This is a genomic window from Komagataeibacter medellinensis NBRC 3288 (assembly GCF_000182745.2).
Taxonomy (GTDB): Bacteria; Pseudomonadota; Alphaproteobacteria; order Acetobacterales; family Acetobacteraceae; genus Komagataeibacter; species Komagataeibacter medellinensis.
Genome location: NC_016027.1, coordinates 1,171,885 through 1,188,426, shown reverse-complemented (window position 1 = coordinate 1,188,426; position 16,542 = coordinate 1,171,885). Strand labels below are relative to the sequence as shown.

The window sequence follows — 16,542 nt, the reverse complement described above, 5'->3', positions numbered from 1 at the left end:
AATGGAGGCATGAACCGCCGCCCCGCCCTTGACGGGGCGCATGGCATGGCCGCCATGGAAGCAATGGAATGGCATGCCGCGCGCCATTCTGCCGTGTTGACTGATGAGTACCTGTTCAGCCAGCTGATCCCCTATATTGGCAACAAGCGCAAGCTGCTGGGCCTGATCGCCCAGGCCATTGCCGCCACAGGGGCGGACCCGGCCCGGACAGACTTCATTGACCTGTTTGCTGGTACCGGCGTGGTCTCCCGCCTGGCCAAGCGTCTGGGCTTTCGCGTGTTGGCCAATGATTGGGAACCTTATAGCGAGGTGCTCAATTACTGCCATGTGGGCATGCAGACGGCCCCCTGGTTCTATGGCGGTCGCAGTTACGCACAGGTCGTGGCCGAACTCAACGCCTTATCCCCGGTGGAAGGGTGGGTGACCCGTCATCTGTGCCCGGATGATGATGTGCATTACGATATTGCGCGCGACCGGATGTTCTATATGCGCAAGAATGGCATGCGGATTGACGCCATCCGCGAGCGGATTGTGCGCTGGGAGCACGATGGCCTACTGACGGTGGGACAGAAGGCCAGCCTGCTGGCCCCCTTACTGTACAGCGCCAGTTACAACAGCAATACCAGTGGGCTGTTCAAGGGATTTCACCGGGGGTGGGGCGGCCGGACTGGCACTGCCCTCTACCGCATCGCGGCTGACCTGCAACTTCGCCCGGCCCGCTTTATCGATAACGGGCGTGACAACCATGTCCTGCGCATGGACGCACAGGATCTTGCCGCCAATCTTGCCGGGCTGGTGATGGCGGACAATGCCATTGCTTACATCGATCCGCCGTACAACCAGCATCCCTATGGTGCGAATTATCATGTGCTCAACACCATAACCTTGTGGGACCAGCCCTGCCTTGCCCCCAAGATCACGGGGCGGGACAAGTCGGCCATAAGGCAGGACTGGCGCAGCGCGCGGCGCAGTGCCTACAACCATCGCGTCCTGGCGCTTGCGGCCTACCAGCAGTTGCTGTCCGTGCTCGATACGCGCTGGATCGCCACTAGTTACAGTACGGATGGCTTCATACCGCTGGCTGACATGGTGCGTGCCAACTGCGAGCGGGGTCAGGTGCAGGTTTTTACGCGCGGCTACAAGCGTTATCGCGTAAGCCGTCAGCGCCATTCCGCGCGGCCCAAGACGGTGGAGTTCATCCTGCTTACCCAGACCCGGACATGCGGCACGCGTACGGCTGATGAGATCGTGGCGGAAATCAGGGCGATCGAGGCCAGCCTGGATATTGGCCCCGGAGCCTGATGCGCGACCTAGAGCAATTCCACTGAACTCTGGCTCAGTGAAATTTCTCTAACTCATTGTTTATCGAGCATCTTCACCAGTTCGAATGTGTCCATTCAAACTGGATATGCTCTAGCTGCCACCAAAGCCCAGAAAGCCAATGGAGGGCTCGGCATGGCCGCCGGATGCATCATAACGTCTGTCGATGGTGGTGGCGGTGGTGTGGTGTGAACCGACAGGCGGCGGGGCGGCATCGGCATCGTCTTCCGCCAGGCTGGTGGAAGCGAAATGCGGGTCAGAATCCGAGAAGGTGCGCATCGACAACAGCAGGAAGGTGATGTCGTTGCGGTTCAGGTCGATCGCCATATCCAGCGGTGTCTGGCCCAGCACGTTATGGCCGGTCATGTCGGCACCCCGGTTCAGGGCTTCCTTTGCGGCACCTAGGCTGCCACGGTTTATGGCATCGAACAGGGCGTCGGTCGGGTTCATGTCAGCGCTGGCGTGGCCGTGCTCTTCCTCACGCGATTCAGCGCCGGGCAGAGCGGCAGGAGGCGCGGCCGCTTTGGCGGCGCGGCGGGCCTCGGCCTTTTTTGAGGCCTCGGCGGCATCAGCCTCGGCTTCCGCCTCATCGGCATCCTGTGCGTGGGCCATGTGAATGGGCATGCACAGCACGGGCAGGCCTGCAAGCACGGTGGCGACAAGAAGATATATACCGGCTCTGGAAATCATGTCCTGTCCCGAGAATGAACGTTCAGCCTGCGACGCGAACCGGCCGCATGGCACCAGCCAGTATCGGTGATTAGCGCAAAATTGTGGTGGATGCGATCTTTAATCATCTTTCCGTCAGAAACGGCTTTCCCGCCACCACGCCATAAGCAGCATCAGCCCTACAAACACGGCCATGGCCCATGTGGGCAAGAGGGTGCTGGTCTGCTGGCCCGCCACGGCATGGGCGTTACGCGGGGGGAAGGCAAACCGGCTGGCTGATGAGGCATTGCGCCCACCTGCGATAGTTATTTCCGGCAGGGAAGGAGCATGGGGGTCATCCCCCAGCCAGTGCACACCGCCACCTGTTGCCGCCGCCATGGGTGCCAGCACCGATGCCGTTGCCCGCAGGTCGGCAAACTCCAGCGGGTCCTGTGTGCGCGGGGCGGCGAAGGCTTCGTGCCCCGTTCCGTCACGCACGGTCCATATCCCGTCCAGCCCTGCGGGGATACGCGCGCGTGCAAGGCCGGTACTGCCCGCCACCTCCAGCGTGACTGTCTGGCTGGTGCCGTCGGGGGCGATGACATGCACGACCGGGGGCGGGCCAGAGGTAACCGAGCGGCGGGTAATAGTCATCTGTCCCGCCGTGATCTCGGCTTCCAGCTGGTTTTCCTCCAGTTCCGGCTCCTTCATCAGCCAGTGCGAGATACGCCGCAGCAGTTCCGACTGTGGGCCGCCGCCTCCCTCGCCATGCGACCACAGCCACGCCTGATCCGACAGCAGAAAGGCCACGCGCCCCTTGCCGGCGTGGTCCAGCACCAGCAGGGGCTGGTGGTCGGGGCCTGTCATCAGCACCTCGCCGCCCGCGCTGTCAGTGCGCAGGCTGCGGTACCATGGCCCCCAGCCGGGCTGCGCGCCCGCGTGTTCGGGCGCACCCGGCAGGCCGGAGGTGACGGGATGGCGCATGCCGGTCTCGGTCAGGTCGGGGCGGAAGCGGCGCACGGCCATGCCGTCATTCGTTGTGACATGCGCGGGCAGGATGTCCGAAAGCGCCGTGTCCTGTAGTGAGCCGGGGGTAAGGAATTCCGGCCCGCCAATCAGCAGCAACCCACCGCCCGCACGGATGTGGTTGACGATGTTGCGCAGATAGGCCTCGGGCAGGATACCGCGGTTCTCGAACCCGTCGAGGATGATCAGGTCGAACTGGTCTATCTTCTGCTGGAACAGTTCATTGACCGGAAAGGCAATGAGGGCGAGGTCGGACAGCGGCGTGCCGTCATCGCGGTCGGGCGGGCGCAGGATCGTGAAGTGCACCAGGTCGACCGACGGGTCGGCCTTGAGCAGCCGCCGCCAGACACGCTCGCCCTGATTGGGCGTGCCCGAGACCAGCAGTACACGCAGCCGGTCACGCACGCCGTTGATGCGGATGACATCATGGTTGTTGCGCGTCGAGACCTCGCCGGGCAGTTCCGGGGCGGACAGGCCCACCAGCATCTCGCCCGGATGGGTCACGGGCAGGGTTATATCCTGTGGCTGGCCGATCCTGACAGGGCGCGAGAAGGTCGTGCCATCGCCCTGTGTCAGCGTAAGCTCGGTGGTCGCGCCCGGAATGGTATGCGTGCCCTGGTCGTCAATTTCCACCTGTATGGTCACGTCCTTGCCCACAATGGCGAAAGGGGGCGCCTGTAGTACGCGCAGGTGGCGGTCGGTTTCCTCTCCCCTTGCCGTCAGCAGCACATGCAGCGGCAGCATGGTGCGCTGGCCGTGGCCGTTATCGGGGTTGAGCATATCGGGTACGCTGGCGGGTACGTCATGGTCCTCGCCATCGGTAATCAGCACCGCGCCTGCCAGGCGGGCGGGCGGAATGTCCGCCGCTGCCTGCTGCAGCGCGCCAAACAGCCTTGTACCGCCATGCCGGGCTTCGCGCAGTGTCACGATACGCGGTACGAGGCCGGGCACCCGGTTCATGGCTGCCTGCACGCGCTCGGCGGCACTGCGCGCCATGTCGGCCCGCCTGCGTTCGGACATGGAGCCTGACTGATCCACCACGATCAGCGCGGTCTCGGGCAGGGGGTGCCATGTCTCGGTAATGCGCTGGGGGTTGAACAGCCACGCTACAATGCCAAGCCCCGCCAGCAGACGCCACACGCTGCCGCGCACCCGGCGCGCAAGCCCCAGCACCGCCAGCACGGTCATCGCGGCGACCAGTGCACACAGGCACCACAGGGGCACAAGCGGGCTGAATGCCACCATGTGGCGTGACAGGTCGGGCATGCCCTTATTCCCCCAGCCGTTTGAGCAGGGCGGGCACATGCACCTGATCCGCCTTGTAGTTGCCCGTCAGCGCATAGATTACGGCATTGACGCCAAAGCGGTAGGCCAGTACGCGCTGCTCCGCCCCGTCGGGCACAGGAGCATACGGGGTGTTGCCCGTATCATCCACCGCCCAGGCATGCGCCCAGTCGTTGCTGCCGATAATGACGGGGCTGACCCCGTCATTCGTGCTGTCACCTTCCTGCGCCACCCAGACCGGCATGCCGTCATACCGGCCGGGAAAGTTGTGCAGCAGGTAGAAAGTGTGGGCCAGCACATGGCGGTTGTCGAGGCGCGCCAGTGGCGGGATGTCCAGCCCCGCCGTCATCCGCCGCAGGGCCGCCGCCGTGCCGGGGGCGGATCCGGTATAGTTGCCGTTGGCGTTTTCCGGCGCGGTTGCCGGGTCCTGGCCCTGCGCGTCGATCAGCAGGATGCCGCCGTGGCGCATGTAGGTGTTCAGCGCCGCCGTGCGCGCGGGTGTAGTCGTGGCATCGGCCGTGACCGGCCAGTAGATGAGCGGATAGTAGGACAGATCATCATGCTCGGGCACAACACCATCTGGATGGCCCAGCACGGCGGAGGTGCGGGCATTGACATAGTCGGACAGGCCCTGCAGCCCTTCGCGCGATACGCTGTCGGTCTCGTCATGCCCGGTTACGATATAGGCCAGCCGTGTTTCCAGCGCGGCGCGGGGCACATCGGGCGGGATGTCGTCGGCACGGGCGGGCGCGGCCAGCGTGCAGGCCAATGCCAGCCCTGCCGCCAACCCGCGGCGCCACCGGCTCCCGCGCTGAACCACGCTGATCGCCCCATCAGCCAGCAGCGCAAGGACAGCCAGTACCAACAGCGGCGGTCCGATGGCGATATCCGCCACCTGCCCATGCAGGTCGGACACGGTGCCGATCGGGGCCTGTGGGGCAAGGGCAGATGTGCCATCGCCCGGATTGAGCGCACGCCTGCTGTTGCGTGGCCCGTACAGCCCCGGCGGGTGCGCGGGCGTGGGCGCGGTCTGGCCAAACGCATCGGCCCGTAGCGCCTGTGCCCCCGCTGGCGGCGAGACCAGCGCCCCATCACCATCCAGTACCATGTAAGGGGCCAGCATGGTGGTGCCCGCCGGTGTCTCGATGCCCGATGCCTGGTCGATCAGGTGCGTCAGCATGCTCACGAACAGACCCGACAGCGGCAGGTTCGACCATTCCGCCGTGCTGGTGACATGGAACAGCACGACCTGTCCCGCCCCCAGCATGGTGTGGGTGACCAGTGGCGTGCCATCGGTCAGCCGGGCCCAGCTATGGCTGTCCAGATCGGTGGAAGGCTGGGCCAGAACCTGCCGCGAGACCGTAACATCGGCAGGGATGTCAAGGTCATGGAAAGGGGAGGCGGCAGGAAAGGGAGCCAGGTGTTCGGGTTTGCTCCATGACATGGTGCCTCCCAGCACCCGTTCACCTCCCATCAGCGCCACCGGTAGCAGTGTATCCGTATGTGCCTGGTCCTGCCCCGGTGCGTCTGGTCCCTGGATGAGCAGCGGGCCTGCAAAGCGGATGAGCGTGCCACCCGCGCGCACCCACGTTTCCACCTTGCGGCGGCTGTCCGGGTTGCCCAGCGTGCCATCGGGGGCAATGATGACCGAAAGTGGGCGGGCCAGCAGTGCGTTCAGATCGCCCTCACGCAGTTCGGCCACGGGTTGCAGCGCCCGGCGCAGGTAGAACAGGCTGCCCATGAGGGGTGTGTCGGACGCGGCATTGGCAATCAGCCCCACCGGGTGCTGGCGCTCACGCTCATCAAGCAGGCGGATGCCCGCGGGTCCCACCATGCCATCAAGTGACAGGTGATCGATCTTGTTGCGCAGTTCGGCGGGCAGTTTGGGGGTGATATCCGCATGCGCCTGCCCTGCTGCCAGGGTTATGGGCAGTAGGCCCAGAGTGCCGCCGGTCGCGGTTTCAAGGCGGAGCTGCCAGGTGCGTGGATGGGCGCGGGGCACCGCCTGCAGGCGGGTCGTCAGGCCATTGCCGCCATTGGTTGCGGGGGCAAGCAGAGTAATGTCTGAATCCGGCATCTGCATCTCGTGCACCGGGCCGATCGCGGCCAGCGCGGTGGCAAAGCCTCCATCGGCAGGTGTTGCCAGCCCATCCGATATATAGACCACCGGTCCGTGCCAGCCCTGCCGGGCAAGTTGGTCCAGCGCCTGCGTGGCGGCAGCCCGGTCCACCGGCCATGCGCGGGGCAGCAGCGGGTCAAGCATGCCGCGCAGCACCTGCGCCTGCCGTGCGGGCTGGACGGTAACGGAGGCCAGCGCATCCTCGCGCGCGGTCAGCAGCAGGCGCGCGCTGTGCCCGGTGCGGGCAAGATGGTCGAGCAGGCTGTCCAGCGCATGCACGCGCGCGGGCCACGTTGCGGCCGCGGCCCAGCCATTATCCACCACGATCAGGCAATCCGCATCCGCCATGCCGGCCTGCCCGCGTGGAAATACTGGCTGCGCCAGCCCCAGCACCACAAGCCCCACGGCAAGGCAGCGCAGGAGCAGCCGCCACAGTGGGGCGGATGTGGCATCTGGCGGGGGGGCATCAAGCGCGCGCAGCAGGGTGGTGGGCGGAAAGGGTTGCGAGCGCGCTGCCGGCGGTAGCGCGTGCAGCAGCCACCATACTACCGGCAGGCCCAGCAGGCCCAGCAGCATCCATGGCGCGAGCAGCATCATGGCCGCCCCCCCATGCCGGGCAGGGCATGTAGGGCAAGAAGCGCCTGTTCGGGGGGCTGTTCAGTCAGATGCGGGATCATCGGGCCGCCGCCCGCCCGACACAGGTCGCGCAGGGTGGACTGGTGGCGCGCCCACAGCGTGGCATAGGTCTGGCGCAGGTCGGCGCTGGCGTTGAGTTGCAGGGTCGTATCGTCCTCCAGCCCGGTAAAGCGGGTATGGCCTTCGTAGGGCAGGTGCGCTTCCGCCGGGTCAATCACTTCCACCAGCGTGCAGGTGGCTTGCCGGGCCCGGGCCGCGCGCAGGAAGGCGGACAGATCGTCCGTCGGGTAAAGCCCGTCGCCAAACAGCAGAACATGGCTGCGCGCGGGCAGGCTGGCGGGCTGTGGCAGGGCGGGGGCCGCTGCCGCCACACGCAGTGCCGCCAGCAGGGCATGGGCCATGCGTTCCAGCGCCCGATGGCCCGACAGGCGCAGGGGCGGCATGCCATCGGTGGTCAGCAGGCGTAACTGTTCACCCTGCCGCAGCAGCATGGCCGCGCTGGCCAGGGCAAGGAGGAAGGCACGTTCTGCTTTGAGCGGCAGGCTGTCAGCGGAATGCCACCGCATGGAGGCGCTGTTATCGCACCATATGCAGATGGTGTGCGGGGTCTGGGCTTCATGCTCACGCACGAAGGCCCGGTCCCCACGCGCGGACTGTCGCCAGTCGATATGGCTTGCGGCCTCGCCTGCCATGGCTGGGCGGTACTGCCAGAATTCATCGCCCTGGCCCGCCCTGCGGCGCGGATGGGTGCCCGCCCCCACATTCCGCGCGATCTGCTGTGCTGCCACGATCAGCGCGGGCATCCTGCTGGCCAGTGCATCGGCGAGTGCCGTGGCGGACACGGCATTGCGTGGCAGGGTAACGCTGCCCGGGCTGCCGGGGGCGGAGACCGCCGTGCCGTGTGACCGGAACCGGGCTTTCAGGCGGGAGAAAAAGGGCGGGAGTGCGGGCAATGTCAGCCGATCCGTCCGACCAGTGTGTCGATCAGCGCGGGCAGGCGCATGTTTTCTGCCCGCGCGGTAAAGGATAGCGCCATGCGGTGTGCCAGAATGGGCTGTGCCAAGGCGCGCACGTCTTCCATACCCGGCGAAAGGCGGCCATCAAGCAGGGCGCGCGCCCGGGTGGCCAGCATCAGCGCCTGGGCCGCACGCGGACCGGGACCCCAGGCCACGGCTTCACGCACGGTGGGGTCATCGGTGGTTTCTGGGCGCGCGGCGCGCACAAGGCGCACAATGGCATCAACCACCTGCGCGCCCACCGGCAGCGCGCGCACAAGCGCCTGCGCCTGTATCACGTCGGTCGCCGTCATGACCGGGCGGGCGGTGGCGGTAGTGGTGCCAGTGGTGGCCAGCAGCATGGCGCGTTCTGCCTCGGCAGTGGGGAAGTCCAGCATCACCTGCATCATGAAGCGGTCAAGCTGGGCTTCGGGCAGGGGATACGTGCCTTCCTGCTCAATCGGGTTCTGGGTGGCCAGAACATGGAAAGGGCGGGGGAGTTGGTGGTTGGCGCCAGCAATCGCCACCTCACGCTCCTGCATGGCCTGCAGCAGGGCGGACTGGGTGCGCGGGCTGGCGCGGTTGATTTCGTCGGCCATCAGCAACTGGCAGAATACCGGCCCCGCCACAAAGCGGAAGCTGCGGCGGCCGCTCTCGTCCTCATCCAGGATCTCGCTGCCCAGAATGTCCGATGGCATGAGGTCGGGCGTGAACTGCACGCGCCGCGCATCCATGCCCAGTACGTGACCCAGCGTTGTGACCAGCAGCGTCTTGCCTAGTCCCGGCGCCCCCACCAGCAGCGCATGCCCGCCGGCCAGGATGGATGTGAGCGCAAGCTCCACCACCCGGTCTTGCCCCAGTATGACCTGGCCGATTTCCGCGCGCACGTCGCGCAGGCGGTGGCCGATGGCTTCGGCCTGTTCGGCAATCTGCGCGCCGGTCAGGTCGGTGGGGGATGTCATGCCCGCCTGTGGCGTCGCATGGAGGGGAGGGGTATCATCCATGGTCATCATTCCAACAGTCTGACAGGTCCGGGGGTTTCATCAAGCCGGTGTTGATCCCTATATCAACCCCAAGCAGCTTCCATAGTGTCGGGTTAACGCAATTGATGGACGATTTCGAGACGGGAAAGGCCATGCCGTCCTTCCCCACCGCGCAGGCGGGCCGATGTGGCACCCTGCCGTTCCTGATCAGGCGGGACGGGACATGGCTGTACCGTGGCTCTCCCATACGCCGCAAGCCGATGGTCTGCCTGTTCGCTTCCACCCTGCGGCGTGACGCGCAGGGTGGCTACCGGCTGCAGACCCCGGTGGAGGAAGGCACGATCGAGGTGGAGGATGCCCCCTTTGTGGTTGTCGGGCTGGAATGGCGCGGTTGCGGGCGCGGGCAGGTGCTTTCCTTCCGCACCAATGTGGACCAGGTGGTCTGTGCCGGTGCCACGCACCCGATTCGCTGCGCGTGGGATGTTCCGTGCGCGGACTGTGGTACAGGTCCGGTGCCCTACGTGCATGTGCGCGATGGCGACGGCGCCCTGCCGATCGAGGCCCGCATCACCCGCCCGGTCTATTACGAACTGGCGGCCCTTGCGGTGGCGGGGCATTGCCATGGTGTGCCCTGCCTTGGGGTATGGAGCGAGCATGTCTTCTTCCCGCTCTCCCACATGCCTGATGAGACATGACCCAGCACACACCCCTTGAGCGCCTGCACCGCGCCATACCCGGTATAAGGGCGCAGTTGGCCCGACTATGGGCCATCCTGCCCGATGCCCGACTTGTGGGTGGCGCGGTGCGTGATCTGCTGTGTGGGCGGGCGGTGGCTGATATCGACCTGGCCATCCCCTGCGCCCCTGATGTGGTGATGGCACGACTTAAGGCGGCGGGCGTGAAAGTGGTGCCGACCGGGCTTGCCCATGGCACGGTCACGGCGGTGCTGGATGGTCGCCCTTTCGAGATCACGACCCTGCGGCGCGATGAGGAGACCGATGGTCGCCACGCTACCGTTGCCTGGACCCATGACTGGCGTGAGGATGCGGCAAGGCGTGACTTCACCATCAATGCCATGTCGTGTGACAGCGCGGGTGTGGTGCATGACTATTTTGGTGGCAAGGCGGACCTTGCGGCCGGGCGCGTGCGCTTTGTGGGAGCCGCGCGCACCCGTATTGCCGAGGATGCGCTGCGTATCCTGCGCTTTTTCCGCTTTCAGGCCCGCTATGGCCATGGCGCACCCGATGCGGAGGCGATGGCGGCGGTCACGGCGCTTGCCGGCATGATCGACCGCCTTTCGGTCGAGCGGGTGTGGTCGGAACTGCGACGTATCCTCGTCGGCCCGCATGTTGTCCTGACACTGGGGCAGATGGCGGGGTGTGGCGTGCTGGTCCATGTATTGCCGCCGCCATGGGATATCGGGCGGCTGGAGCGCCTGCTGGCCTGTGGTGCGCCCGATGAGGCGGTGCTGCGCCTTGCCGCCCTGCTGGAGGGCGATGTGCAGACGGTGGCCCGCCATCTCAGGCTATCGCGCGCCGATGGCACGGCGCTGGCGCAGGCACGCGCGGCCCCGGTGCCCCGGCCCGGATTGGATGGCGCAGCCATTGCCCGCCTGCTGGCGGATGATGTGCCGCGCGACCTGCTGTGGCGCGCCTGGCTGGCACAGGCGGAAACACTGGGCGCACCCGATCTCACATGGGACGCGTTGCGCCGCGTGCTGGCGCAGACGCCTCGCCCGGTTTTTCCGCTGGGTGGGCGTGACCTTCTGGCAGCCGGCTGCGTGCCGGGGGCGAGCATGGGGCAGGTGCTGTTGCAGGTACGCCAGTGGTGGCTTGCGGGCGGCTGCACGGCCAGCCATGCTGCCTGCGTGGCCCATATGCGCAGCCTGCTGCCTGCTGGGCCGGAGGCTGCTGGCGGTGGCTCAGGGTAGACATAATTTGTAACCCCATGTCGCGACGCTTTGTTTTGTCGGGGCATGCGGTTATAGGCCGATTGATGAACGCAATTCCTCAGTCTAGTCAGGCCAGACCCAAGGCTACGATCCCGTCGCGCACGCTCATGCGCCGGTTGTGGCATGAGGAACTGGCCTGTCACAAGCTGCGCATCGTGGCTGTCATGGTGCTGACCGCGCTCATGGCCATTTTCAGCGCGCTCTATCCGCTGGTCATCCAGCGCGCGTTGGACATGTTTGCAGATCACGACCCGCGCATCCTGTACCAGGTGCCGATTCTGGTGGTGGTGATTACCGTGGCCAAGGCCATCTCGCAGTACGGGCAGTCGATTGCGGTGCAGTCGCTTGTGCTGCTGGTGATCCGGGGCCTGCAGGGGCGCATGTTCCACCACCTGGTCCACGCTGACATCTCGCGCCTTGAAACCGAGGCCCCGGCCCAGATCGCAGCTCGCTTCACCACCGATGCCGTCTCGATTCGTGAAGCCATGATCCGCGCGACCAACGCGTTGGGCGATGCGGTGACCGTGGTGGGGTTGATCGCTTCCATGCTGTACATGGACTGGGAGCTAAGCCTGATCGCCGCCGTGCTGTACCCCATTGCCGCCATGCCAGTGCGCAGGCTGGGCAGGCGGCTGCGCCGGGAATCCGGTGGCGTACACGAACAGATAGGCGAGACCAGCGCCATGCTGGCGGAAAGTTTCAGCCAGTCGCGTACTATCCGCGTCTACCGGCTGGAACAGGCGGAGGAAAAGCGCGCCGCCCACGTGCTGGACGGGTTGCATGCGGGCCTGCTGCGCATCGCGCACGGGCGCGCGCGGGTGGACCCGATGCTGGAGGTTCTGGGCGGTATTGCGGTGGCGGCCGTGCTGGGCTTTGCGGGCTGGCGGGCCACGCAGGGCGGTGCCACGCTGGGTGATTTTTCGGGGTTTGTCGCGGCCCTGCTGCTGGCTTCGCGTCCGCTGCGCGCGTTGGGGACGCTCAACATCGCTCTGCAGGAAGGGCTGGGCGGCCTGCAGCGCGTGTTTGACGTGATTGACGAACCCGTGGCCGTGGCCCAGGCGCCCGATGCGGTGGCGCTGCCACCAGGTGGGGGCGACCTGCGTTTCGAACAGGTATCCTTCCGCTACCCCGATGGGCGTATGGGGCTGGACGGGTTGGACATGGTGGCAAGCCCCGGCCTGACCGTAGCCCTTGTCGGCCCATCGGGGGCGGGCAAGTCCACGGCACTGTCCCTTATCCCGCGCCTGCATGATGTATCGGGCGGGCGGATCACGCTCGATGGCGTGGACCTCAGGCGTCTTGTGCTGCCCGAACTGCGCGATGCCATTGCCTATGTCAGCCAGGACACGCTTCTGTTCGATCTGTCGGTCATGGACAATATTCGCATGGGCAACCCGCAGGCGGATGACACGCAGGTGTTCGCGGCGGCAAAAGCCGCAGCCGCGCATGATTTTATCGAGGCCCTGCCGCAGGGCTATGGCACGCTGGTCGGTCCCGGCGGCCAGCGCCTTTCGGGCGGGCAGCGGCAGCGGGTGGCGCTGGCGCGCGCGCTGTTGCGCAACCCGCGCGTGCTACTGCTTGATGAGGCGACCAGTGCGCTGGACAGCGAGAGCGAGGCCATTGTCCAGCACGCGCTGGTCCACCTGCGCCACGGACGCACGACCATCGTGGTGGCTCATCGGCTTTCCACCGTGCGTTCGGCCGACCTGGTGGTGGTGCTGGCGCAGGGGCAGGCGGTGGAATGCGGCACGCATGACGTGCTGATGGCCGCTAACGGATTATACGCCCGTATGGTACGCAACCAGGCCTTCAGCCTGTAAACCGCGTGGCGAATATGCGTCTGGACCGGTGATGGCGGTTGAAGTGTGGCAAGGTTCGTGCCATGGATTGACCGACCGGTTCGGTCAATACAGGACATGGCACGATCAGGGCCGCAATCCAGAATGATGATGAGGGAAGCAGATGGCCGCGGATGAAGGCAAGGTAGCTGAAGACGGACACGTCGCACCCGGCCCCGGGACGGAAGCAAAGAAAGAGGCCTCGCCGCGCCGCAAGCTGATCCTGATCGGCATTGTCGTGGCCGTGATCGTGCTCGGGGGGATTTACTGGTTCCTGCACCGTAACGAGGTCGAGACCGATGATGCCTTTACCACCGGTCGCGCGGTCGCCGTGGCTCCGCATGTGGGCGGTTACGTGACCGAACTGCTGGTGAACGACAACCAGTTCGTCCACCAAGGGGACATCCTTGCCCGCATTGATGACCGCAACTGGCGCGCCCAGCGTGACCAGGCGGCGGCAGCGGTCGCTATCGCCCGCGCGCAGGTCAATAACTACACCCTGCTTGCCGAGGTGGCGAAAAAGAACTTCCCCGGTCATCTCATGGTGGCGCAGGGGCAGTTGCAGTCCGCCCAGGCCCAGCAGTTCAGGGCGGAAACCGATTATCGCCGCCAGCATGGTGTCACGCGTGAAGCGACATCGCAGCAGAACATTGATTACGCCACCGCGGCACTCAATGCCGCCAAGGCGCAGGTGCTCGAAGCACAGGGCAACCTTGAAACCGCGCTGCCCGTCATTCCCAACATCGCCAGCACCGAAGCGCGCGTAACCGAGCAGCAGGCTACCCTGAACCAGGCCGAGGCCAAGCTGCGCGAGGCGGATCTGAATGTGGAATGGACCCTGATCCGCGCCCCGCATGATGGCTGGATCTCACAACGTAACATCGAGCGCGGTACCCTTGTTACGGCCGGCCAGACCGTATTCTCCATTGTGGAACCCGAGATCTGGGTGGTCGCCAATTACAAGGAAACACAGTTGACCCACATGCGTCCCGGCCAGAAGGTGGATATCGCAATCGATGCCTATCCGTTCCTGAAGCTGAAGGGACATGTGGATTCGCTCCAGTTGGGCACGGGTGCTACCTTCAGTGCTTTCCCGCCAGAGAACGCGACCGGCAACTACGTGAAGATCGTCCAGCGCGTGCCGGTCAAGATCCTGATCGACGAGGGGCTGCGCCAGGATCTGCCGCTTGCGCTTGGCCTGTCGGTTGAACCAACGGTCCATACGGAATGAGCACCGCCGCAGCTTCATCCGGCACGACGGATGGCACGGAGTGGAAACCGAAACACAACCCGTGGCTGATTGCCGTGGTCGTGACGGTGGCGGCGTTCATGGAGATCCTGGACACCACCATCGTCAACGTGGCGTTGCCGCATATCGCGGGCAACCTGTCCTCCACATACGATGACGCGACATGGACGCTGACATCCTACCTGGTGGCCAACGGCATTGTGCTGACCATATCGGGCTGGCTGGGCAAGCTGTTCGGGCGCAGGCACTACTTTCTCATCTGCATTTCCATGTTCTCGCTGTCGTCCTTCCTGTGCGGCATTTCCACCAGCCTGCCCGAGTTGATCATGTTCCGGCTGATGCAGGGCTTCTTTGGTGGCGGGCTACAGCCCAACCAGCAATCCATCATCCTTGACACATTCCCGCCCAACAAGCGGGCGGCGGCCTTTGGCCTGACCGCCATTGCCACCGTGGTGGCCCCCGTGCTCGGTCCGTCGCTGGGCGGGTGGATTACCGATAACTATTCATGGCGGTGGGTGTTCTTCATCAACGTGCCGGTGGGTATCCTGGCCACCATTGCCGTCTCGATCATGGTCGATGACCCGCCATGGGCACGCAAGCAGAAGGCCCCGCTGGACTTTGTCGGCATCGGGCTGATCACCATAGGTTTCGGCTGCCTTGAAGTGGCCGTTGACCGGGGCGAGGACGAGGACTGGTTCGGCTCGCGCATCATCGTGATCATGGCCATTCTGGCCGTTCTGGGCATTGGGGGGGCCGTGTTCTGGCTGCTGCGCGCCAAGAACCCGGCGGTGGACCTGCGCGTGTTCAAGGACCGCAACTTTGCCGTGGGCACCGGCCTGATGGGGGCGGTGGGGGCATTGCTGTACTCCTCGGCCATTATCGTGCCGCAGTTCTCGCAGCAGATCATGGGTTATACTGCAACGCTTTCGGGATTGATCCTCTCACCTGGTGGTATGGTGGTGATCGTGCTGATCCCGCTGGTCGGCATTGCGATGAAGTATGTGCAATTGCGCTACATCATCGCACTGGGCTTCTTCCTCATGGGCGTATCCATGTTCTGGTCGGCGCAGCTTGTACCATTGCTGGATTTCAAGCATCTGGTGCTTTTCCGTATGAGCCAGACGGGTACGATGGCCTTCCTGTTCGTGCCGATCTCGACCATTACCTATGCCACGTTGCCGCGCAGGCTGAACGCCGATGGCTCGGCCCTGTTCAGCATGGCGCGTAACGTTCTGGGTTCGCTTAGTATTTCCGGGGCTACAGCACTGGTGACGGAACTGCGCCAGGCGCATCAGAGCGATATGGTCCATTGGATGACACCTTACCACCAGCCCTATAACGAATACCTTGCCCATACCCGTGTGGTGGCGGCGGCGCGCGGTTACGCGCAGGGCGCGTTGGATAGCGTGGCCATGGGGCGGCTGTACAAGGAGTTCCAGAAGCAGGTTGCGATTCTGGCCTATAACGAGGTGTTCATGATCCTTGGCATAGGCTGCATGCTTGTCGTACCTTTCTGCTTCCTCATGTCACCGCTTAAGGGTGGCAACAAGTAAGCAGGCGGAAAGGTGCGGGCATGGCGGGGCTGATCAGGGTGGTATGTGCTGCGGTCATCAAGGATGGGCGGTTGCTGCTTGTCCGCAAGCGCGGCACGACAGCTTTCATGCTACCCGGCGGCAAGCCCGAACCGGCAGAGGCCCCGCTTGCGGCCCTGCACCGTGAAATCCGCGAGGAACTGGGCTGTGGCCTGATGGCGGGACCGGAACTGCCCGGTACGTTCAGGGATGTCGCAGCGAACGAGCCTGACCATATCGTGCAGGCGCGCATATGGCCCGCAAGGCTGGATGGCGCGCCAGTCGCCGCGGCCGAAATTGCCGAACTGCGCTGGGCACATGCTAATGAAATGGCAGCGCTACCGCTGGCCCCGCTGATGCATGGCAGCGTACTGGCAGCCCTTGTGCAGGCGGGGCTTATGCCTCAGGCAGCAGTGGCGTAAGGGGCGAAATACGCCGCCAGACGGGCATAGATGTCTTTTTTTATGCCTACGTTGAGCAGGGGCAACTGCGTTAGCGGCACCCATTTCCATAAATCGAATTCGGCCGGTTGCTGCATATCAAGCCGGATGTCCTGACCATCGCCAGTATAGCGCAGGGCAAACCAGCGCTGGCGCTGGCCACGGTACCGGCCACCCAGTGCCTTACCGATCAGGTGCGCGGGCAGGTCGTAGCTGAGCCATTCAGGATAGGCGGCGATGATGCTGGCCGCCGTGGTACCGGTTTCCTCATGCAGTTCGCGCAATACGGCGGCTTCCGGCGTTTCGCCCGAGTCAATGCCGCCCTGCGGGCACTGCCATACGCCCTGGTCTGGTGGGCCACCCGCGCCCGGCATGTCGGTCCGGCGGGCAACGAACACCTCGCCCCGCCGGTTGAACACAAGTGCGCCCACGTTGGGGCGGTAGGGCAGGGTGGCGGGGTCGGTCATCACGCGGGTTTCCGG

The 16,542-nt window shown here is 65.1% G+C and carries 13 protein-coding genes; 7 read left to right on the top strand and 6 right to left on the bottom strand.

Going from position 1 to position 16,542, the window contains the following annotated elements; translation table 11 throughout:
- Positions 1–9: 9 nt before the first annotated feature.
- Positions 10–1,302: a DNA adenine methylase gene (locus tag GLX_RS05380; RefSeq protein WP_014105001.1), complete on the top strand. Its 1,293-nt coding sequence runs from the start codon at positions 10–12 to the stop codon at positions 1,300–1,302.
- A 111-nt stretch (positions 1,303–1,413) separates the two neighbouring features.
- Here the strand turns inward: GLX_RS05380 and GLX_RS05375 are convergent, their stop codons facing one another.
- From GLX_RS05375 to GLX_RS05355, 5 genes are all read right to left on the bottom strand, one after another.
- The gene (locus tag GLX_RS05375) at positions 1,414–2,010 is read right to left on the bottom strand and encodes an ankyrin repeat domain-containing protein (RefSeq protein ID WP_014105000.1); all 597 of its coding nucleotides are present in this window, start codon (positions 2,008–2,010) and stop codon (positions 1,414–1,416) included.
- Between the two features lie 114 nt (positions 2,011–2,124).
- A complete protein-coding gene (locus GLX_RS05370) occupies positions 2,125–4,260 on the bottom strand; it encodes a VWA domain-containing protein (RefSeq protein WP_014104999.1) in 2,136 nt (711 codons plus the stop codon).
- Between the two features lie 4 nt (positions 4,261–4,264).
- The gene (locus GLX_RS05365; RefSeq protein WP_014104998.1) at positions 4,265–6,994 is read right to left on the bottom strand and encodes a DUF4159 domain-containing protein; all 2,730 of its coding nucleotides are present in this window, start codon (positions 6,992–6,994) and stop codon (positions 4,265–4,267) included.
- Positions 6,991–7,986, bottom strand: coding sequence for a DUF58 domain-containing protein (locus tag GLX_RS05360; protein WP_014104997.1), 996 nt, complete (start codon positions 7,984–7,986; stop codon positions 6,991–6,993). Before GLX_RS05360 ends, GLX_RS05365 begins: the two co-directional genes overlap by 4 nt.
- Positions 7,987–7,988: 2 nt before the next feature.
- Complete coding sequence (locus tag GLX_RS05355; RefSeq protein ID WP_014104996.1) at positions 7,989–9,041, bottom strand: AAA family ATPase; 1,053 nt, start codon at positions 9,039–9,041, stop codon at positions 7,989–7,991.
- 95 nt (positions 9,042–9,136) lie between these two features.
- Here GLX_RS05355 and GLX_RS05350 point away from each other — a divergent pair, with 95 nt between their 5' ends.
- The 6 genes from GLX_RS05350 to GLX_RS05325 all read left to right on the top strand — a co-directional run bounded on the left by GLX_RS05350 (position 9,137) and on the right by GLX_RS05325 (position 16,042).
- Positions 9,137–9,706, top strand: coding sequence for a DUF1285 domain-containing protein (locus GLX_RS05350; protein ID WP_041247200.1), 570 nt, complete (start codon positions 9,137–9,139; stop codon positions 9,704–9,706).
- Positions 9,703–10,941 carry a CCA tRNA nucleotidyltransferase gene (locus GLX_RS05345; RefSeq protein ID WP_014104994.1) on the top strand — a complete coding sequence of 413 codons (1,239 nt, stop codon included), beginning with the start codon at positions 9,703–9,705 and terminating at the stop codon, positions 10,939–10,941. Before GLX_RS05350 ends, GLX_RS05345 begins: the two co-directional genes overlap by 4 nt.
- A gap of 65 nt (positions 10,942–11,006) precedes the next feature.
- Entirely contained in the window at positions 11,007–12,782 is a 1,776-nt protein-coding gene (locus GLX_RS05340) for an ABC transporter ATP-binding protein (RefSeq protein WP_041247199.1), read from the top strand.
- A 142-nt stretch (positions 12,783–12,924) separates the two neighbouring features.
- Complete coding sequence (locus tag GLX_RS05335; protein ID WP_014104992.1) at positions 12,925–14,031, top strand: HlyD family secretion protein; 1,107 nt, start codon at positions 12,925–12,927, stop codon at positions 14,029–14,031.
- Positions 14,028–15,602: a DHA2 family efflux MFS transporter permease subunit gene (locus tag GLX_RS05330; protein ID WP_014104991.1), complete on the top strand. Its 1,575-nt coding sequence runs from the start codon at positions 14,028–14,030 to the stop codon at positions 15,600–15,602. Before GLX_RS05335 ends, GLX_RS05330 begins: the two co-directional genes overlap by 4 nt.
- A 20-nt stretch (positions 15,603–15,622) precedes the next feature.
- On the top strand, positions 15,623–16,042 hold the full coding sequence (locus GLX_RS05325) for an NUDIX hydrolase (RefSeq protein WP_014104990.1): 420 nt from the start codon (positions 15,623–15,625) through the stop codon (positions 16,040–16,042).
- On the opposite strand, the gene GLX_RS05320 is transcribed toward GLX_RS05325, so the two are convergent.
- Positions 16,024–16,527 (bottom strand): RNA pyrophosphohydrolase, encoded by a 504-nt coding sequence (locus GLX_RS05320; RefSeq protein ID WP_014104989.1) that lies wholly within the window; start codon positions 16,525–16,527, stop codon positions 16,024–16,026. The two genes, GLX_RS05325 and GLX_RS05320, sit on opposite strands and share 19 nt — an antisense overlap.
- Positions 16,528–16,542: the final 15 nt, after the last annotated feature.

Excerpts from the sequence above, each read along its gene's own strand:
- GLX_RS05380 (WP_014105001.1), top strand. The coding sequence starts at position 10 with ATGAACCGCCGCCCCGCCCTTGACGGGGCGCATGGCATGGCCGCCATG.
- GLX_RS05365 (WP_014104998.1), bottom strand. The coding sequence starts at position 6,994 with ATGATGCTGCTCGCGCCATGGATGCTGCTGGGCCTGCTGGGCCTGCCG.
- GLX_RS05370 (WP_014104999.1), bottom strand. The coding sequence starts at position 4,260 with ATGCCCGACCTGTCACGCCACATGGTGGCATTCAGCCCGCTTGTGCCC.
- GLX_RS05320 (WP_014104989.1), bottom strand. The coding sequence starts at position 16,527 with ATGACCGACCCCGCCACCCTGCCCTACCGCCCCAACGTGGGCGCACTT.
- GLX_RS05340 (WP_041247199.1), top strand. The coding sequence starts at position 11,007 with ATGAACGCAATTCCTCAGTCTAGTCAGGCCAGACCCAAGGCTACGATC.
- GLX_RS05330 (WP_014104991.1), top strand. The coding sequence starts at position 14,028 with ATGAGCACCGCCGCAGCTTCATCCGGCACGACGGATGGCACGGAGTGG.
- GLX_RS05325 (WP_014104990.1), top strand. The coding sequence starts at position 15,623 with ATGGCGGGGCTGATCAGGGTGGTATGTGCTGCGGTCATCAAGGATGGG.
- GLX_RS05375 (WP_014105000.1), bottom strand. The coding sequence starts at position 2,010 with ATGATTTCCAGAGCCGGTATATATCTTCTTGTCGCCACCGTGCTTGCA.
- GLX_RS05345 (WP_014104994.1), top strand. The coding sequence starts at position 9,703 with ATGACCCAGCACACACCCCTTGAGCGCCTGCACCGCGCCATACCCGGT.
- GLX_RS05355 (WP_014104996.1), bottom strand. The coding sequence starts at position 9,041 with ATGATGACCATGGATGATACCCCTCCCCTCCATGCGACGCCACAGGCG.
- GLX_RS05350 (WP_041247200.1), top strand. The coding sequence starts at position 9,137 with ATGGACGATTTCGAGACGGGAAAGGCCATGCCGTCCTTCCCCACCGCG.
- GLX_RS05335 (WP_014104992.1), top strand. The coding sequence starts at position 12,925 with ATGGCCGCGGATGAAGGCAAGGTAGCTGAAGACGGACACGTCGCACCC.